The sequence below is a fragment of the Flavobacterium sp. GW821-FHT11G01 genome, assembly GCF_058808175.1.
The window spans coordinates 31292-50682 of the sequence record NZ_JBXARK010000010.1 but is presented as its reverse complement, the minus strand read 5'-3'; the positions used below and the strand labels follow the sequence as shown (position 1 = coordinate 50682).

At 35.7% G+C, this 19391-nt stretch carries 12 protein-coding genes; all 12 read left to right on the top strand.

Annotated features, from left to right (window positions below; translation table 11 throughout):
- Positions 1-17 precede the first annotated feature (17 nt).
- The 12 genes from AC1RRN_RS17305 to AC1RRN_RS17250 all read left to right on the top strand — a co-directional run bounded on the left by AC1RRN_RS17305 (position 18) and on the right by AC1RRN_RS17250 (position 19298).
- Entirely contained in the window at positions 18-2123 is a 2106-nt protein-coding gene (locus AC1RRN_RS17305) for a RagB/SusD family nutrient uptake outer membrane protein (RefSeq protein ID WP_492968494.1), read from the top strand.
- 429 nt (positions 2124-2552) lie between these two features.
- Positions 2553-5672, top strand: coding sequence for a SusC/RagA family TonB-linked outer membrane protein (locus AC1RRN_RS17300; RefSeq protein ID WP_492968493.1), 3120 nt, complete (start codon positions 2553-2555; stop codon positions 5670-5672).
- 22 nt (positions 5673-5694) lie between these two features.
- The gene (locus tag AC1RRN_RS17295; protein ID WP_492968492.1) at positions 5695-7638 is read left to right on the top strand and encodes a RagB/SusD family nutrient uptake outer membrane protein; all 1944 of its coding nucleotides are present in this window, start codon (positions 5695-5697) and stop codon (positions 7636-7638) included.
- Positions 7639-7948: 310 nt separating this feature from the next.
- Positions 7949-9481 (top strand): sialate O-acetylesterase, encoded by a 1533-nt coding sequence (locus tag AC1RRN_RS17290; RefSeq protein ID WP_492968491.1) that lies wholly within the window; start codon positions 7949-7951, stop codon positions 9479-9481.
- A gap of 154 nt (positions 9482-9635) precedes the next feature.
- The gene (locus AC1RRN_RS17285) at positions 9636-10658 is read left to right on the top strand and encodes a family 43 glycosylhydrolase (RefSeq protein WP_492968490.1); all 1023 of its coding nucleotides are present in this window, start codon (positions 9636-9638) and stop codon (positions 10656-10658) included.
- An 8-nt stretch (positions 10659-10666) separates the two neighbouring features.
- Positions 10667-11737: a glycoside hydrolase family protein gene (locus tag AC1RRN_RS17280; RefSeq protein WP_492968489.1), complete on the top strand. Its 1071-nt coding sequence runs from the start codon at positions 10667-10669 to the stop codon at positions 11735-11737.
- A gap of 28 nt (positions 11738-11765) precedes the next feature.
- On the top strand, positions 11766-12095 hold the full coding sequence (rhaM, locus tag AC1RRN_RS17275; RefSeq protein ID WP_492968488.1) for an L-rhamnose mutarotase: 330 nt from the start codon (positions 11766-11768) through the stop codon (positions 12093-12095).
- A gap of 63 nt (positions 12096-12158) precedes the next feature.
- Positions 12159-13445: a DUF4861 domain-containing protein gene (locus AC1RRN_RS17270; RefSeq protein ID WP_492968487.1), complete on the top strand. Its 1287-nt coding sequence runs from the start codon at positions 12159-12161 to the stop codon at positions 13443-13445.
- 36 nt (positions 13446-13481) lie between these two features.
- Positions 13482-14834, top strand: coding sequence for a glycoside hydrolase family 88/105 protein (locus tag AC1RRN_RS17265; RefSeq protein ID WP_492968486.1), 1353 nt, complete (start codon positions 13482-13484; stop codon positions 14832-14834).
- 296 nt (positions 14835-15130) lie between these two features.
- Entirely contained in the window at positions 15131-16465 is a 1335-nt protein-coding gene (locus AC1RRN_RS17260; protein ID WP_492968485.1) for a hypothetical protein, read from the top strand.
- 139 nt (positions 16466-16604) lie between these two features.
- Complete coding sequence (locus tag AC1RRN_RS17255) at positions 16605-17939, top strand: family 43 glycosylhydrolase (RefSeq protein ID WP_492968484.1); 1335 nt, start codon at positions 16605-16607, stop codon at positions 17937-17939.
- 30 nt (positions 17940-17969) lie between these two features.
- Positions 17970-19298 carry a rhamnogalacturonidase gene (locus AC1RRN_RS17250; protein ID WP_492968483.1) on the top strand — a complete coding sequence of 443 codons (1329 nt, stop codon included), beginning with the start codon at positions 17970-17972 and terminating at the stop codon, positions 19296-19298.
- Positions 19299-19391: the final 93 nt, after the last annotated feature.

The following is a 19391-nucleotide window of genomic DNA, read 5'->3' as shown; positions in this document are numbered from 1 at the left end:
ACAATAAAAGTAAAAAAATGAATAATATAAAAAATATCGGAATCGGTCTTTTATTAATGGCGGGGTTGTCTTTTACCTCGTGTTCGAAAGATTTTCTGGACGAAGAACAAACAAATGCATATTCGACCGCTTATTTTGATACTCCTGAAGGTCTTCAGGCTTTAACAGTATCGCTTTATGGTAATATCCGTTGGCATTTTGGTTTTGAATGGTCTTATGGAAATACACTTTATGGTACCGATGAGTTTACCAATGCAAATGACCTTACCAATGAAATGTGGAATACCTATGATAATCGCTTTGGACCGGTTGGTGCATCAGCCGCTACAGGAGCTGCTAATGGAAATGCGACGAATCCTAATGCGCTTTGGGATGAAATGTATTATGGTATTGCATCTTGTAATACTATCATTGCAAAAGCAGAAAAAGTAATTCCGGATGTAAAAACGAGAAATCGCTGTTTAGCCCATGCTTATTTTTTAAGAGGGTATAATTATTATAGACTTGTTGCTCAATATGGAGGTGTTGTTCTTCAAACAAAACCTATTGAAGGTGTAGTTCGTAATTATGTGCGTGCTACAGAAGAGCAATGTTGGGAGCAGGTTATAGCAGATTTCCGCAATGCGTATAGTCTTTTTGAGGGTGAAGTTTTTACTTATGGAAAAGGGGTTACATGGACTAAAGCAACTGCTGCGCATTTCTTAGCAAAATCATTGTTATTCCGTTCTTCAGAACGTAACGATGCCTGGAACAGTAAATACAAAGATGCAGATCTTAAAGAAGCAATTGATGCTTGTTCGTATGCTATTACAGCGCGTGGGCCATTAACACCTAATTATAGTGATCTATATGCAAACTGGACGGGAATTGATTGTCCAAATGAGCAATTGAATGAAATTTTGATGGCTGCCGGTCACAATGGTGATGCTGCTACAGTAGGTCGTTTTGGAAACCGTACTTATAACTATTTTGCTCCTCAGTTTTCTAGTTTTTCCGGAGGATGGGTGAAACGTGGTGTTTGGATTGGAAGTATGGATTTTCAACGTTGTCGTCCTACCGAATATACTTACTCGGTTTTCGATCACGTAAATGATGCCCGTATGTGGAAAACCTTTAGAACCGTTTATGGTGCAAATAGTGTAATAACTCCTAACCCGGCTGGAGTGAAAGTTGGAGATCCGGCTATTGTAATGATTTTGAATACTAAAAACGATAACACTTATAATACTGCTAAATTCGGTGCCACAGTTCAGGCTCCAACATGGACAGATGCAGCGGGTCGTTTACCAGAGTGGAATACAGGAGCCAGACAAACTCCTACTTCAGGAACTTTAGCAGTTAAAAAAGGACAGTTTGTACCGAACTCTTTAGTATTGTACCAAAACGGAACTTATGTAGCTCCTACATTTAAAAATCAGCCAATCTGTAATTTCTTTGCTGGAATTAACAAAACAGAAGATGGTTCCCGTACTGCTGAAAGAGGTGATGCACATCGTGATGTAATTATGGCGCGTCTTGCTGAAACTTATTTAATTCGCGCGGAATGTTATGTTCGTCTTAATCAATTTGGAAATGCAATGCAGGATATTAACGTTGTGAGAGCCAGAGCACAGTGGAAAGCAGGTGAAAACAGATCTTATTATAATGATGGTTCTCAGGCGTTTAAAGTTAACCCTTTAAATACAGGAACTAATGCAACAAACTTTACGACTTCAAATTTAGATATGAATACGTATTATTTGTCTAATCCAACTATACCTGTTACAACAGCAGCATCTGACTTAAGATTGACAACTTTCCCTAATAACCTGCCTGCAGAAGATGAAGCGGTTATTGCTAAAGTGGGAGCTGCAACAGATAAGGAACGTGCGATAAACTTTATTCTTAATGAATCAACTCGTGAATTATTAGGAGAATGGCAACGTTGGGAAACATTATCTCGTACAGGATTGCTTATCAAACGTGCAAAAGCATTCAATGCTGAAGCTGCAACAAATATTACTGCCAATAAACATGAGCTTCGTCCAATTCCACAAACTTTTATTGATGGTCTATTGAATGATGATGGTTCTAACTTATCTGCTTCGCAAAAAGCAGAATGGCAAAATCCAGGATATAAATAATCTTTTTATTTGTTATTTTTTTAAACCGTCTCAATTTTTGAGGCGGTTTTTTTATGTCTAAATTGGAATGATAGAAAGAAAAAATTGTATCATTCATATTGATTTTTATCAGATTTTTTTAAATATGGAATATCTATCCTTTTTAGTAATATTTTTTCTATTTAATAAAAAATTTTGAACAAAATTGCGGTATGTTGAAAAAAAATATTATTTAATTTTTATATGTGTATTTATCATTTTTTTAATTGATTTTTGCTTGAAAATCAATGTATTGAAGGTTTTTATGGTTAAAAAAAGCTTAAAAAAAGGCTGTAAAACACTGTAGGTTAGAAGAGTAGTATAGCGCTATACAGGATACTACAGGACGGTGCGGAATTAACTTCTGGATAAATTTGGAATAACTAATTAATTAACCAAATTTTAACTTTTATGAAAAACAAATTTAGTGTTCTGTTGCTGATAGCAATGATTGCATTATTTCATGCATCAGGCTACGCACAGAACAAAGTAGTTAAAGGTACCGTTAAAGATGCATCAGGACTACCGGTGCCGGGAGTAAACGTCCTCATTAAAGGAAGCCAAAATGGAGTTAGTACTGATCTTGACGGAAGTTATTCCATCAATGCAGCTCCTGGAAATGTTCTTACTTACAGTTTCATCGGTTTTAAAAAACAGGAAATTACCGTTGGAAATGCAAGTTCAGTTAATGTCGTATTGCAAGAAGATGACAATTCTCTTGAAGAAGTTGTTGTTGTTGGATACGGTACAAAGAAGAAAAAAGATCTTACGGGATCTATCGTCAGCGTAGGTGCTGAAGAAATTGCTTCACGACCTGTTGTTAATGCAGTTCAGGCGGTTCAAGGAAAGGCTGCCGGAGTTGATGTTACCACTACAGAGCGTCCGGGAACCGTTGCGAGTATTACCATTCGTGGAGCTCGTTCTATTTCGGCTTCTAATGAACCACTTTATGTCGTAGATGGTATTCCCTTAAATACAAGGCTTAATACGGATGCCACTACAGGAAAGAATAGTGTCGATCAAAATTCGGGAGGAATTGACTTTTTAAATCCTACGGATATTGAATCGATTGATATATTAAAAGATGCTTCTGCAACAGCGATTTATGGTTCTCGTGGTGCTAATGGTGTTGTTATCATTTCAACAAAAAAAGGGAAAAATGGGAGATTTACATTAAATTATGACACTTCTATCGTAACAGAAGAGATACATGAAAATGCTCCGATGATGAGCGCTGGAGAATATATCGAATTTCGTCGTTGGGGAAGATATTATTCTAATCCAAGTGCTTTTCCAAAAGGAGATGCTCCTACAATAGAAAATGATAAATTAATTTTCCTTGCTTCTGCTGATCCGGCTGCTTGGGCAAACATCGAAAAAGGATGGGCTGGCGGAACCTGGGATGGTTCTAAGGTAGCCACTACAGACTGGACAAAATTTGTAACCCGCACCGGAATTACAGTACAGCATACATTAGGTGTTAGTGGAGGTACTGAAAAAATGAAGGCTTACGGTTCTTTTGGATATTTGAATAATACAGGAACATTATTTGGACAAAGTTACAAACGTTACAGTGGTACAGCCAATGTTGATATTATGCCAACAAAATGGTTCCAAATGGGAGTTAGTATTAATACAAGTTATGGTATAAATGAATACGGACAATCAAACGTAGGAAGAACGGCTGTTACAAGTTCTACAGGAATTTATGCAACTGCCCGTACCAATCTTCCTTACGCTGTTCCTTATGATCTTAACGGAAACAGAATTGATAGTCCTGGAGGGGATTCCACCATTAGAACTCCTGTTGATGAATATAAATTATCTCAGGATCAACGTATCACAATGCGTGCTTTTGGTAGTTTATATGCACAATTTGATTTAGGAGGTTTTTCTTCTAAACTAGACGGTTTAAAATACCGTGTTAATTTTGGTCCTGATCTTACTTCTTACCGTGATGGGGTTTATTTAGATGGTAAATCAGCAATTCGTTCAGGAACAAGTTTTGCTTCTTTGACTAAAGAACAGACTATCTCATATACTTTGGATAACTTGCTTTTTTATAACAAAACTTTCGGAAATCATACGGTTGGAGGAACTTTATTATTAAGTCAAACTCAATATCATAATGAACAAAGTGCGATGTCAGCTAATGATATAAAAGATCCAAGAAACAAATGGAATGCTTTGACTCCTTCTAATGTAACTCTTGCAGGTTACTCTTCAGGTTTAATAGAATCTGGTTTGTATTCTTATATGGCCAGAGTAAATTACAGTTTTGCAGATAAGTATTTATTTACGGGATCGTTTCGTAGTGACTCCGCTTCTCAATTAGCGCCAGGACACAAAGAGGCATTTTTTCCAAGTGCTTCTGGAGCATGGGTTTTAAATAAAGAAAAGTTTCTTGAAAATGTATCCTGGATTAACCAATTAAAAATGAGAATTGGTTATGGTGTTACTGGAAACTCTGCAATTGCTGCTTACGGTACTCAGCCTCCATTGACAGGAATCGTTTATCCAAACGGATCAGGTGTTGTTAATAATACATCATTAGGGAATTTAGATTTGGGTTGGGAAGAAACAGCTCAGTTTAATTACGGGATCGATTTCTCATTATTTAACAGCAGAGTAGCAGGAGCTTTAGATTATTATACAAGTGAAACAACTAATTTATTGTTTAAAAGAGGAATTCCAACAGTAAATGGTGCTAAAGATTCATATCAAAATGTTGGTGAAACTAAAGGAAGCGGAGTAGAACTTACTTTAAATACAGTAAACGTAACAACAAAAGATTTTGAATGGACTTCTACTTTTAATGGTTCCTACCAACAAAGTAAAATAGTATCGCTGCAAAATGGAAAATTTGATGATATTACCAATAACTTATTTATTGGGAATTCTCAAAATGTGATTTATGGTTTCGAATCAAACGGAATTTGGAAACCTGAAGATGCTGCCGAAATGGCAAAATTTAATGCGGCTGCTGGTTCTACAATTTTTACTTTTGGTAATGCAAGACCGGTAGATCAAAATGGTGATTATAAAATTGATGCCAACAATGATCGTGTGATTATTGGTTCTAAAGATCCAAAATATATCATGGGATTAACCAATACTTTTACGTACAAAAATGTAGAATTATCCTTCTTTATCTATGGTCGTATGGGCTACTATTATGATACATTAGGAGAAAACGAAGGAGCAAAAGGAAGTCAGAGATCAATTGATTATTATACTGATAATAATACCAATGCTGAATATCAAAAACCAATTTATTCTGCAGGAACAGGAGATCCATATTATCCAATATTAGGATATCGTAGTGGTTCTTTCTTAAAAATGAGAAATGTTTCCTTAGCGTATCATTTCGACAAAGATTTAGTGCAAAAACTAGGACTTTCTAAATTGAGATTATACTGTCAGGCGACTAATCCGGGTATGATTTTCACAAAAGTAAAATGGACTGATTTGGATACACAGACAACAGCTTCAAACAGAGGTATGACTTTAGGGTTAAATGTAGAATTCTAAATTAATTTTAAAAAAGATCATTATGAAAAATTATAAAAAACTATATATCAATTTAATGCTTGTTGCCGCATTGACTTTAACTAGTTCATGCAACAAAGATTTTCTTGATGAAGAGTTGACCACAGCTTATAGTAAAGATTATTATAAAACCGAAGCAGGAATTCAGGCACTTGCCATTGGAACTTATTATCAGGTTTTTGCAGCAGAATTTCAAGGCGAAGTTCCGCTTTCAGCAACAGAATCCGGTACAGATGAATTTCATGCCGGAGGAGATCCTTCTAACTGGATCTGGAACTCTTATTCTTCTGGTTTCAAAGCTTTTGTAACAGTATCAAATGCTAATACTGTAGCAGCAAACACCAATTGGGACAATTTATATATTGGAATTGGAAATGCGAATCAATTAATCGAAGCTGCTACAGAAATCGTTTCTTCAAATGATGCGATCAAGAAAACAGCATTAGGAGAAGGATATTTTTTAAGAGCTTTCAATTATTTAAAATTAGTAAGTCAATATGGTGCTGTTCCTTTACAACTAAAGACTAGTTCTACTGTTCAGTTAGAATTTACAAGAACTGCACCACAAGAAGTTTTAGGACAAGTAATTGAGGATTTCAAACAAGCTTATGCTTTATTGGGAAATGCCGGAGCTCCTGCTAAAATTACCAAAGATGCTGCAGCTCATTATTTGGCGAAAGCTTATTTAATGCGTGCCAGTGAAATTAATGACAGCTGGAACGGAACTACAAAAGCAGCAGATTTGCAACAAGTAGTTACATTATCTGATGAGGTAATTTCTCATCATCCATTAGCAGCAAATTATGATAATCTATGGAATTATACAATTGCTGATGGTGCAAACGAAAAACTTCCAGAACTAATTTTATCTGCACAGTTTAATGCCAGTACACTAACTACGGGAGGAAATCAACAACACTTATATTTCCTTTCTACTTATGATCAGTTGCCTCAAATGAGACGTAATCTTGCAGGTGGAAGACCATTTAGCCGTTTGGCACCAACTTATTTTGTATATGATACTTTTGATCATGTAAACGACTCTCGTTTCTGGAAAAGTTTTCAAACAAAAAGCATCGTGAATAATCAATCGGGTGCCGTTTATAAAAATGGCGACTTGGGTATTATGTATATTGTAAATACACCAGCTGATACACGTTTTGCGAAAACTAAAAACACAGATGCTATAATTTATCCAAAAACCGGAAAAACAATTCCAAGTGCTTATGTTGCTTATGCAGCAGATAAAGTAGGTTTAATGGCTGATGTTAGATTCCCGTCACTAAGTAAGTATATGGATGGTAACAGGATAGATTTAAGTAATATTAAAGGATCACGTGATATCATTTTGGCACGTTCTGCAGAAACCTATTTAATGGCTGCTGAAGCAAAAGTGCGTTTGGCAAAACTAGGATCTGCTTCATTTGCTGATGCTCTGCCTTATATTAACACAGTTCGTACTCGTGCAGCTTACAAATCTGGAGAAAACCGTGCAGCTTATGTAGATGGTTCAGCGGCGTGGACGACTACGGGTCAGGCTGGAATCCCGATTTCGTATATTCCGGAAAACTCCTATTACGAATCTAATAATATTGCAGTTGCAACAACTGCAACAAGTTTAACAATTGCGAGTGTTAATGCTTTACCTGCAGAAGATATGGCAGTAATTACAAAACTAGGCTATGGTAGTGATTATGACAGAATGTTATGTCTGATATTGAATGAGCGTACGAGAGAACTTTGTGGCGAATTCCACCGTTGGGGAGATTTAAGCAGAACTAAAACTTTGCTGGCAAGAGCCAAAGCGTATAACATCGAAGCGGCTGCAAATATTCAGGAATACCATAATTTACGTCCTATTCCGCAAACTTTCCTTGATGCTGTATATGCAAACGGAAAACCTTTGACAGCGGCTGAAAAAGCAGCAATGCAAAACCCTGGTTACTAGTACATTTTTTATATTTTTGTTTTTGAAAACCGTCTCATTTCTGAGACGGTTTTTTTTATTCTCAGGCAGGGTACAACAGGATAGTTATCAGTTATTTAATGAGTAAGTTTGATTATTAAATTTTTCAATAAAATGGTTTGGAATTTAAGTGGTAATTAGTAAAATTAAGTGGTTTTAATTTTACAAAAGGCAGTAACTCGGTTACTGCCTTTTTTGTTTCTTTTATTCTCTAAATTACAGGGTAGAACAGGATACCGATATCGATTTAGTACTATATCTTTAAAGTTTTAGTATTAAAATTACATTACCGATGATTTATTTGAGAAAGTTTTCTTTATTATTCATTTTTTTAGGGTTGCGCTTAACAATTTCTGCTCAGGTAAAATTGCCTGCTTTAGTAGCAGATAACATGGTTTTACAGCAAAATTCAAAAGTAAATTTATGGGGATGGTCCGCTCCAAATGAAAAAATAAACATTCACTTAGGCTGGCAAAATATTCCCATAGAAATTACTGCAGATTTAAATGGAAATTGGAAAACCGCTGTAAGTACGCCGTCTGGAAGTGAAAAATCATACGATATTACAATTGAGGCTTCCAATAAAATTATACTGAAAAATATTCTGATTGGTGAAGTCTGGATTTGCTCCGGTCAATCCAACATGTATTTCCCTGTTGGGAAGGAAGAAGGAACCTGGAAAACAGGTGTTAAAAACTACGAAGAAGAAATCAAAAATGCGTCCTATCCAAATATCAGATTATTTACAGTGGCAACAAATGCTTCTCCAAAACCATTAGAAGATGTAATGGGTTCATGGAAGGAATGTTCGCCAACAACTATCAATACTTTTTCTGCAGTTGCCTATTTCTTCGGAAGAGAATTATACCAAAAATTAAAAGTGCCAGTCGGATTAATTTCAACTTCCTGGGGTGGTACAAAAGCAGAAGCCTGGACCCCTCAGAATATATTAGAAGAAAACACCGATTTTTTACCGATTCTGGAACAGGATGCTAAAAACGAAAAACTGTATCAGGAAAAACTGGAAACGTATTATTTGAATTTAAAGAATGAACGAATTGCCAATGCAAATGATTTATCTAAAATTCAATTAAAAAAGCCTAAAAAAGAAGCAAACAAAACATCGTACGTTCTTTATAATGCAATGCTTCATCCTGTAATTAATTATACAATGAAAGGCGTAATCTGGTATCAGGGCGAAAGCAATGCCGAAAAAGCGTTTTTGTACAGAAGCTTATTTCCGGCCATGGTAAAAAGCTGGCGAGACGATTGGAAACAAGGTGATTTTCCGTTTTATTATGTTCAGATTGCTCCGCATAAAGGTCAAAATCCTGACATCAGAGAAGCACAATTAATTGCCTCAAAAACGATTTCAAATACGGGTATGGTTGTTACTACAGATATTGGAAATGCCACCAATATTCATCCGATTGACAAACAAACTGTAGGTTATCGATTGGCTTTAATTGCAAGGGCAAAAACCTATGGAGAAAATAAATTAGTGTATTCTGGGCCAATTTACAATCACCTGAAAATTAAAAAAGATAAAATTCAATTGTTTTTTGATGATCTAGATTCGGGTTTTAAAAAGCAGGAAGAAGATTTAAAAGAATTTGAAATTGCCGGAAACGATCAGGTTTTTTATTCGGCGGAAGCCAAAATTGATGGAAAAACGATTGTGGTTTCTTCATCAAAAGTAAAAAATCCAATAGCAGTTCGTTTTGCATGGAAAGCAGTTCCGGAACCGAATTTATTCAATAATGAAAATTTACCTGCATCACCTTTCAGAACAGATGATTGGGAAGTTGGAGTTCAAAAGAAATAATTTAAATTTTAAAATCAAAGTTCTACTTCATTCAATCTGTCATTTCGACGAAGGAGAAATCACATTCAGAGAGCGACGTACTGTGTGTGAGTTTCTAGTGTGATTTCTCCTTCGTCGAAATGACAAAAATGAGAAGAAAAAATAAAACAATATAATGCCAAAACAAAACCTAAAATATCTCTTTCTCAATCTCGCTTTACTATTGTTTAGCATGCCACTTCTGGCACAAAATAAAACGGAGAATGACAAAAAACATATAGCAAATAAACCTTTATTTCGAGATCCAATTTTTGATGGAGCAGCAGATCCAATAATTATTTGGAATGACAAAGAGAAAAAATGGTTCATGTTTTACACCAATCGAAGAGCCAAAGATTCAACAGCAAAGGGAATTACGTGGGTACATGGAACGAGAATTGGTGTGGCAACATCCAGTGATGGTGCAAAATGGACATATAAAGATACCTGTAATATCAATTATAGAATAAAAGACGTAACGCATTGGGCACCAGATGTTATTAAATACAAAAACAAATATCATATGTATTTAACAATCGTGCCTGGAATTTTTAATGATTGGTATCATCCACGCTCCATTATTCATTTGACCAGTAGCAATTTAATGGACTGGAAGTTTGAATCCGAATTAAAATTGGCTTCGGAACGTTGTATTGATGCCTCAGTTTTCAGATTACCAAACGGAACCTGGAGAATGTTTTACAACAACGAAAATGAAGGTAAATCAATATATTATGCAGATAGTAAAGATTTGTATAATTGGGTTGATAGCGGAACAAAAATTATAAAAGATAGGGGAGAAGGACCAAAAGTCTTTGTATGGAAAGGTAAAAACTGGATGATTACAGATTCCTGGAGAGGTTTAAATGTGTATTCTTCAGAAGATTTCCTGAACTGGAAACGACAAGAAAAGAATATCCTGCAAACTCCCGGAACTGGAGAAGATGACAAAGTAATTGGAGGACATCCTGATGTGGTTGTAAATGGTGATCGCGCCTACATTTTTTATTTTACACATCCTGGAAGGACCCCTGAAAATAAAGGAGTAGACAGTTTTGAAACGAAGAGGAGTTCGATACAGGTTGCAGAACTGGAATATGTAAATGGTGAAATTGTTTGTAATCGTGATCAACCTGTTCAAATTAATTTAAAGCATTAAAAATCAGCATGAATAGAAGAAAATTTATCATAGGAAATTCTCTTGCTGTTATGGCGCTTTGCCTTCCGTTTCCGGTTATGTCAAGTGACTTTTTGGATGATCCAAAACTTTCAGATTTTGAAAAAAGACTTAAACCAGTTGGGCGTGCGCTCGAATTTGAAGATTATTATGTTTGGTGTAATAGTCCAATTGAAGGTCCGGATGGTAAAATTCATGTGTTTTTTTCGAGATGGCCAAAAGCAAAAGGAATGAGTGGCTGGATTAGCAGTTCTGAAATCGCACATGCGGTTGCAGATAAACCTGAAGGACCGTATGAATATGTAAGTACTATTTTGGCGCCACGTGGTGAAGGTTTTTGGGATGCAACAACCTGCCATAATCCGAGTATTCATTTTGTAGACGGAAAATATGCATTGTTTTTTATGGGAAATTCTAATGGAAAAATGAACACGAAACGCGTCGGATTAGCCACTGCTGATTCACTTTATGGACCATGGGAAAGGCCTGATAAACCATTATTGCTCCCAGGAAAACAAGGAGAATGGGATGATCTTTTAACCACAAATCCTTCTTTTCTAAAACATCCAAATGGTGAATATTGGCTTTATTATAAATCATTGGATACAGAGAATTATGAACATCCAAAATTCCCCATTAAAGGAAACAGAAAATACGGATTAGCAATTTCGAAATCATTACACGGTCCTTATGAAAAATACAAAAACAATCCGGTAATAGATTTTTCTAAACTCGGAGATAACAAACAATGCGAAGACGCTTTTGTCTGGTATGAAAATAAGAAATTCAAAATGTTAGCGCGTGATATGGGCGTTTTCGGAATTGACAACGGCTTATATATGGATTCTGACGATGGCATTCATTGGAGTGATCCTTTAATTTCATATCAGCCCCTAAATAAATATATAAAACAGCCCGAAGCTCCTAAACATTTAAACCGATATGGCCGTGCAGAACGTCCGCAATTATTATTTCAAAACGGAAAAGCAACCTATTTATTTACCGCTTCACAAGGAGGAAAGTATGAAACTTCTTCCGGATTTATTTTTAAAATAGTTTAAATAAACTTTAATTTTTAACCCCAAAAAAATGAAAAATAATCAAACTATCAGAAACGCTTTCAAAATGCAGTTAAAATCGGGTTTTGAAGCAGAATACAAAAAACGACATGACGAAATCTGGCCTGAATTACAATCGTTACTTTCAGAGAGCGGAATTCAGGATTATAGTATTTTTTTAGATGAAGATACCTTATCGCTTTTTGCAGTTCAAAAAATCAGTATTGATTTTGATGAAAAGCTGCTGCCGAATCATCCAATAGTAAAAAAATGGTGGGAATATATGGCTGATATAATGGAAACATATCCTGATAATTCGCCAGTTTCTGTCCCGTTAAAAGAAGTTTTTCATTTGGATTAAATGATTCAACTGTTGCAAACTTGAAACCTGAAACAAAAAAACCTGAAACAAAAAATAAAAAAAATGAAAACGAATCTTTATTTGACAATCGCATTATCAGCAATGCTATTGTCAAGTTGTAAAGCACAACAGAAAGTAGCAGGAACTAAAATCACTTTAAAAAACACCTCTGAATTGGCGGTGCCTCAAAAAGCAATTACGATTAAAAGAAATCAGCTTTCTGTTAAAGAGAATGGTGTTGCTTACCCAATTTTAATCCATAAAAAGGATACCATTCCAGCGCAGTTAAATGATTTGGATGGAGATGGAAAATGGGACGAACTTTTTTTGGTAACAGATTTTGCTCCAAACGAAAAGAAAACGGTAGAATTAAAATGGTCTTCTGTAGATCCTAAATTTCCAATAAAAACAAGTGCTCGTTTCGGAAAAAGAGAAGCAAAGAATTTGCCGGTTCAGCCTGCAACCGAAGAAGTTTTAATGGCGAATCAGGTACACAAAAAGTTAGGTTTTCAGAAATATCAAACCGACGGACCAACCTGGGAAAATGATAAAGTAGGTTTCAGACATTATTTGGATGGAAGAAATTCAAAAGATGTTTTCGGAAAAAAAATACCTGCGATTACTCCCGAAGATGTCGGTATTAATAGTAAAGGTGCTGTTGAAGATAATTACCACGTAATGTACGATTGGGGAAGAGATATTTTTCCGGTTGGAAATTCAGCGGGTTTAGGCGGTTACGCTTTATTAATCAATGATAAAATCAACCGACTTGGAATTTTAGGAACAGACACTATAAATAATGTCGAAAAAACAACTTTTAAAATCGTAAGTGAAGGTCCTGTTAATTCGGTTTTGAGTTATAAATATCAAAATTGGGAAGCTTCAGGAAACAAATATCAGGTTCAGGAAACCACTTCAATCTGGCCCGGAATGTACGGTTATAAAAATACGGTTAAGATTGAGGGGATTAAAGGAAATGAAACTTTTCTGGCAGCAATTTCAAACCTAAACAATAAAAATCCGTTGAAAGTTGTAGATGCCGGAGATTGGGTTTGTTTTATCCAACATGATTATTTAACCTACGAACGTACGTGGATTTTAGGAACGGCAATTCTGGTTCCGAAGAAATTGTACAAAGGATATATCGAAGCTCCTAAAACAGGACAATTAACAGATTCTTATCTGGCAAAATTATCAGTAGAAAACAATAAAGAAATCAGCTATTACGCCATCGCAGGCTGGGAGTTAAGTGCTGATAAAAACTTTAAGGATTATGCTTATTTCAGCAATTATGTAACCACTTTGGCCAAACAACTTTCAGCCAAAATAAATGTTGAGATAAGTAAATAAAACAATCTCATTTTTAACTAAACTAACACACTAGCCATGAATTATAAATCAACCAAAATTGTAGCCTTGTTTGCTTTTGGAGTATGTACAGCAGTAAGTGCACAAAAAACAGATGCCACTGCGCCATTGCATTTAATGCAGCCGGATTACCCAACACCATATGTGATTCCGCAAAAAGAAAATATAAAAGTCGTATTAGACAGAGTCTATAATTTTTTAGATAAAAATTCGGCTTCTAAAATTGTAGATGCGACTACTAAAGTTGCCATTACCGACTATAAAAAAAGCAATCAGGACATTGTCTTTGAGCCAGGCGCTTTTCGATTGACAAGTTACGAATGGGGTGTAACCTACGCCGGAATGCTTTTAGCATCTAAAGCTACGGGTGAAAAATACTTTGCAGATTATACCAATAAAAGGATACAGTTGATTGCTGATATTGCAGCCAATTACGATGAGAAAAACATCAAAGACAAAGACATGCTTAAGACACTTCATCCTGAAGCATTAGATTTTGCGGGAGCGCTTTGTGCAGCATTTATTAAAGCAAAAAAAGAAGGTTTAAAAGCAAATGCTGATCCTCTGATAAATAATTATATCGACTTTATCAGCAACAAGCAATTTAGATTAAAAGACGGAACCTTAGCCAGAAACAGACCGCAGGATAATACGCTTTGGTTAGATGATATGTTTATGAGTGTGCCGGCTTTAGCTCAAATGGGAAGTTATACTGGGGATGTCAAATATTTTGATGATGCTGTAAAGCAAGTCAATCAGTTTTCTAAAAGAATGTTTAACGAACAAAAAGGCATTTACATGCATGGCTGGGTCGAGTCGATGACGGTACATCCGCAATTTCATTGGGCGAGAGCTAATGGCTGGGCAGTTATGACAATGGTTGAATTGTTAGAGGTTTTACCAAAAAATCATCCGGGTTATCCTCAGGTTTTGGCGCAATTGCAAAAACACATTGCCGGATTGGTTCAATATCAGGACGGAACTGGTTTTTGGCATCAATTATTAGATAGAAATGATTCTTATCTGGAAACATCGGCAACAGCTATTTATGCGTATTCTATTGCAAGGGCTATTAATCGCGGTTATGTGGATAAAATGACATACGCTCCGGCTGTTTTATTGGCTTGGAATGCTGTAGCTACAAAAGTGAATGATAAAGGTCAGGTGGAAGGAACCTGCGTTGGAACCGGAATGGGTTTTGATCCGGCATTTTATTACTATCGTCCGGTAAATGTTTTCGCCGCTCACGGTTACGGTCCTGTTTTATTGGCTGGAGCCGAAGTGATTTTATTGTTGAATGAGAGTCAATTTCAAATAAATGATAGTTCTATTCAATTAAAAATCGAAGGGAAAAATAATTTGCATAAATAAAAATGAAGTTATGAGTTTTGAATTATGAGTTATGAGTTGTTTATTGTGTTCACGCAATGAGTAAAATCAATTCTCGCAAAGGCGCAGAGTCGCAAAGTTTTAAAGTTTAAAATTTTGAATTGCCTCCAGTTTTAACTGGCAGTAAAATATAAGTCAACATAATCGGCTTTAGCCAAATTCTATGTTCAAAACAAAAAAAACTTTGCGACTCTGCGCCTTTGCGAGATTCATTGACAGAATAATTTAAAAGAAAAACTTTGTGTCTTCGCGCCTTCGTGGCAAAATACCAACAGCATATGAAAGCAACAATAAATATACTTTTTCTGTTATTTACCATAGTAACTTTTAGTCAGATTGGAACCCGATTCCCATCAGAAAAAAAGATTATCAAAGATCCGGTAACAGGTGTTGATTTAATCTTCTTAACAACAAAATCTGCTGGTGATTCCAAAACCTATCCAACGCATCCACAATGGACTTCTGATGGCGAATGGCTCATTTTCAGAACCAAAAGAGCCAACGGAGAAGCTATGGCAGTAAACGAGAAATCAGGTGTAATGGTTCAGGTTACCGAAGGCGGTTATACCGGAACATTATGCATGGCGCAAAAATCAATGAAATTGTATTTTATGCGAAAAGGCGACGGCGATAAAATGCAAATTATGGAAGTGAATTTGGAAGCCGTTTTTAAAGACAGTCAGGCTGGAAAAATGAAAGCAGTTTCGGCTTACGAACGTGTTTGCGGAATTACAAATCCAGAAATGGGCGCTTCTGGCGATATGGCTTTAGATGCTGATGAAGATATCGTTTATTTTAGAATTGGAAAAGAAGAAGCTGGAAGACATTTAGACCCGAATATTAAAATTGAAAAAAGTTTTGGACCAAGAAATATGGGCGCAGGCCCGGGTGGAATTGGCAGTTTAAATATAAAAACAGGCGAATTCAAACATGTGATTTCAGTTCCATTTCAGGTTGGACACATTCAATCGAATATTTGGAATCCGGGCGAATTGGTTTTTTGTTGGGAAACGGGAGGAAAGTCACCTCAAAGAACGTGGACCGTTATGGCAGACGGAACGGGTTTAAGACCCTTATATCCGGAATCTGATTTTGAATGGGTAACGCACGAAGCTGTAATTTCTAAAGATGAGGTTGCCATGGCGATTATGGGACACCGTAAAATTGATATTCAGAAAGAAACGCCAGTTGAAGTTACAGGAAGCACAGAAATACGAAATCCGCAAAATCCGGGACAGGAAAGCAATTGGGGAAATTCAGGAACACGTGAAAAACCAACAGGTTTGGCAATTGTTAATTTAAGAACAAGAGAAATGATTATTGCCGGACAAACCAAAAGTGGGAGCGGTTTATGGCACGTTCATGGTTCTGCTGACGGAAGATGGGCGGTTGGAGATGACTTTTCGAGAAGTTTATATTTAATCGACAGAAAAACAAACGAAATGATAATGCTGACAACCGGACATAAAGATACAGCAGCAGATCACATTCATCCCACTTTTAACAGAGACGGAACTAAAATTCAGATTCAGTCGGCAATGCTTTCTAAAGATAATAGAACGATGAATATCTGTATTGTAAATGTGCCGAAAGAATGGCTGAAACGTAAATGATTAATTGTGAATTGTGAATTGTGAATTGTGAAAAGTAAATAGTAAAATGTTTAAAAAGAATTATTTTGTTTTGTGTTGGTTAATCTGCATTGTTTTTTTTAGCAATGTGGCGGTTTCTTTTGCGCAAGAATCAGAGAAAATGGATGCGATTTATTCTGGAGTTCCTTGGCTTGACCAAAACAGAAATATTGTAAGCGCGCACGGAGCAAACATCATTAAAGAGAAAGATAAATTTTATTTATTTGGAGAAGCGCACAGCGATACCAGCAACGCTTTTGCGGGATTTAATTGTTACTCGTCAAAAGATCTTTATAATTGGAAATTTGAGCGCCAGGCACTTCCTCTACAAGAATCTGGAAAATTGGGACCAAATCGTGTTGGCGAACGTGTAAAAGTGATGAAATGCCCTAAAACAAATGAGTTCGTTATGTACATGCACGCTGATACTTTAACCTATAAAGATCAGTTTGTGGGTTATGCGGTTTCAAAAAATATTGAAGGTCCGTATGAATTTAAAGGTCCGCTTTTGTTTGATGGAAAACCAATCAAAAAATGGGATATGGGAACTTTTCAGGATACGGATAATTCAGGATATATTCTGGTTCATGGCGGTGAAATTTATAAATTAAGTGACGATTATAAATCGGTTACCGAAAAAATAAATGAAAATATAACAACCGGATTTGAATCACCTACAATGCTGAAAAAAGAAAGTCTGTATTATTTTATAGGTTCACATTTAACGAGCTGGGAGAAAAATGACAACTATTATTATACCTCAAATTCAATTAAAGGCCCTTGGGAATTTCAAGGTTTAATTGCACCAAAAGAAACGCTTACGTGGAATTCGCAATCGACATTTGTATTGCCAATTCAAGGCACAAAAGAAACGACATACATGTTCATGGGCGATCGCTGGTCGTTTCCTAAACAGGCTTCATCGGCAACTTATGTTTGGCAGCCACTTGTGTTTTCCGGAACTTCGATCTCAATGCCAAATTATCAGGAAGCCTGGCAAATAGATATTTCTACAGGAGTTGTTTCTATTTTGGATAAAAAAGATCAAATTCTGAACAACAGAAATAAACAAATTCAATATAAAGGAAATTGGAAATATGTAACCAATGGAAATATGGTTTATGAAAGTGAATCAGATGATAAAAATGCCTCATTTTCAATAAAATTTAAAGGACAGCAAATTGGCCTGACAAGTTTTGTTGGTCCTGAAAATGGTTATGCCAGCGTTATTTTAGCTGATAAAAAAGGAAATCCAATAGTAACCGCAGTTATTGATATGTACAGTAAATCTTCTGATTTGATGCAAGTATTCAAATCTCCAATTTTGAAAAAAGACACTTATAAATTAACCGTTTCGGTTACAGGAGAAAGACCAAATTGGTCGGATAAAAGAAAATCAAATTACGGAAGTACAGGAAACTATATTTCACTCTATCAAATCAAAATAAAAAATTAGCTATTCTATAAAATCAAAAAATATCTTACAATGAAAAAGTTTTTCGCTTTAGCTCTATGTGTTCTGGGAATTTCTCAAGTCACATTTTCGCAAAAATATGCCAATGATAAATTTCCTGACGGAAGTGAAATCAGTCCCTGGTTTAAAAATTATACTAAACTTCAATTAAAAGATTTAGGAAAAAAATATACTATAACTGATTTTGGAGTGAGTAAAGACAGCACAAAACTTCAGACTGTTCCGATTCAGAAAGTAATTGATAAGGCCGCTGCAAATGGTGGAGGCGTAATCATAATTCCGAAAGGGGTTTTCCTGAGCGGTGCTTTATTTTTTAAACCAAAAACCACCTTATATGTAAGTGAAGGCGGAGTTTTAAAAGGATCAGATGATATAGCAAATTACCCAATTATGCCCTCAAGAATGGAAGGTCAGAATTTGGATTATTTTCCTGCATTAGTAAATGCGTACGGCGTTGATAATTTTTCGATTTCAGGAAAAGGAACTATCAACGGAAATGGAAGAAAATATTGGGATGCTTTCTGGGCGCGCCGAAAAGAGAATCCAAAATGTACCAATCTTGAGGTTTCAAGACCAAGATTAGTTTTTGTTTGGAATTCAAATAACGTACAATTTCAGGACGTAAAATTGATCAATTCCGGTTTTTGGACAAGTCATTTTTACAAATGCAATAATATAAAAATACTGGACACTTATATCTTTTCTCCACACAAAAAAGGCGATGCTCCAAGTACAGATGCGATTGATCTTGATATTTGCAGCAACGTACTTATAAAAGGATGTAATATGTCTGTAAATGATGATGCTATAGCGCTAAAAGGAGGTAAAGGACCGTATGCAGACAAGGATAAAAATAATGGGCCAAACACCAATATTATTATTGAAGACTCCAAATTTGGATATTGCCATTCGGCTTTAACGAACGGAAGTGAGGCGATTCATAACCGAAATATTATTATGCGCAATTGCGAAGTTGATGGACCGTCAATATTGTTGCATCTTAAAATGAGACCAGATACACCACAGCTTTACGAGTTTATTAGACTTGAAGATATTAAAGGACAAACCAAAAACGGTCTGGCTATTTTAGCATGGAAACAATTTTTTGATTTGAAAGGTCGTCCTGATGTTCCATTATCGTATGGAGATAACGTTACTTTAAAAAATATTGATCTTAAATGTGAAATGTTCTATAAAGTAGAAAACGACCCAAATGTACGTTTGTCCAATTTTACTTTTGAAAACTTGAATATTGAATCTGTTAAAGCAGACATTGATAAAAGTTTGATAAACGGAGTGACTTTTAAAAATGTTTTTGTGAATAAGAAAGTTTTAGAATAGGTTCAAAGGTTTAGAGTTGCAAAGGTTCAAAGGTTTTCCGTAGAGGCGCACAGCAGTGCGTCTAACACAAAGTAACCATAAAGTTTGTCATTC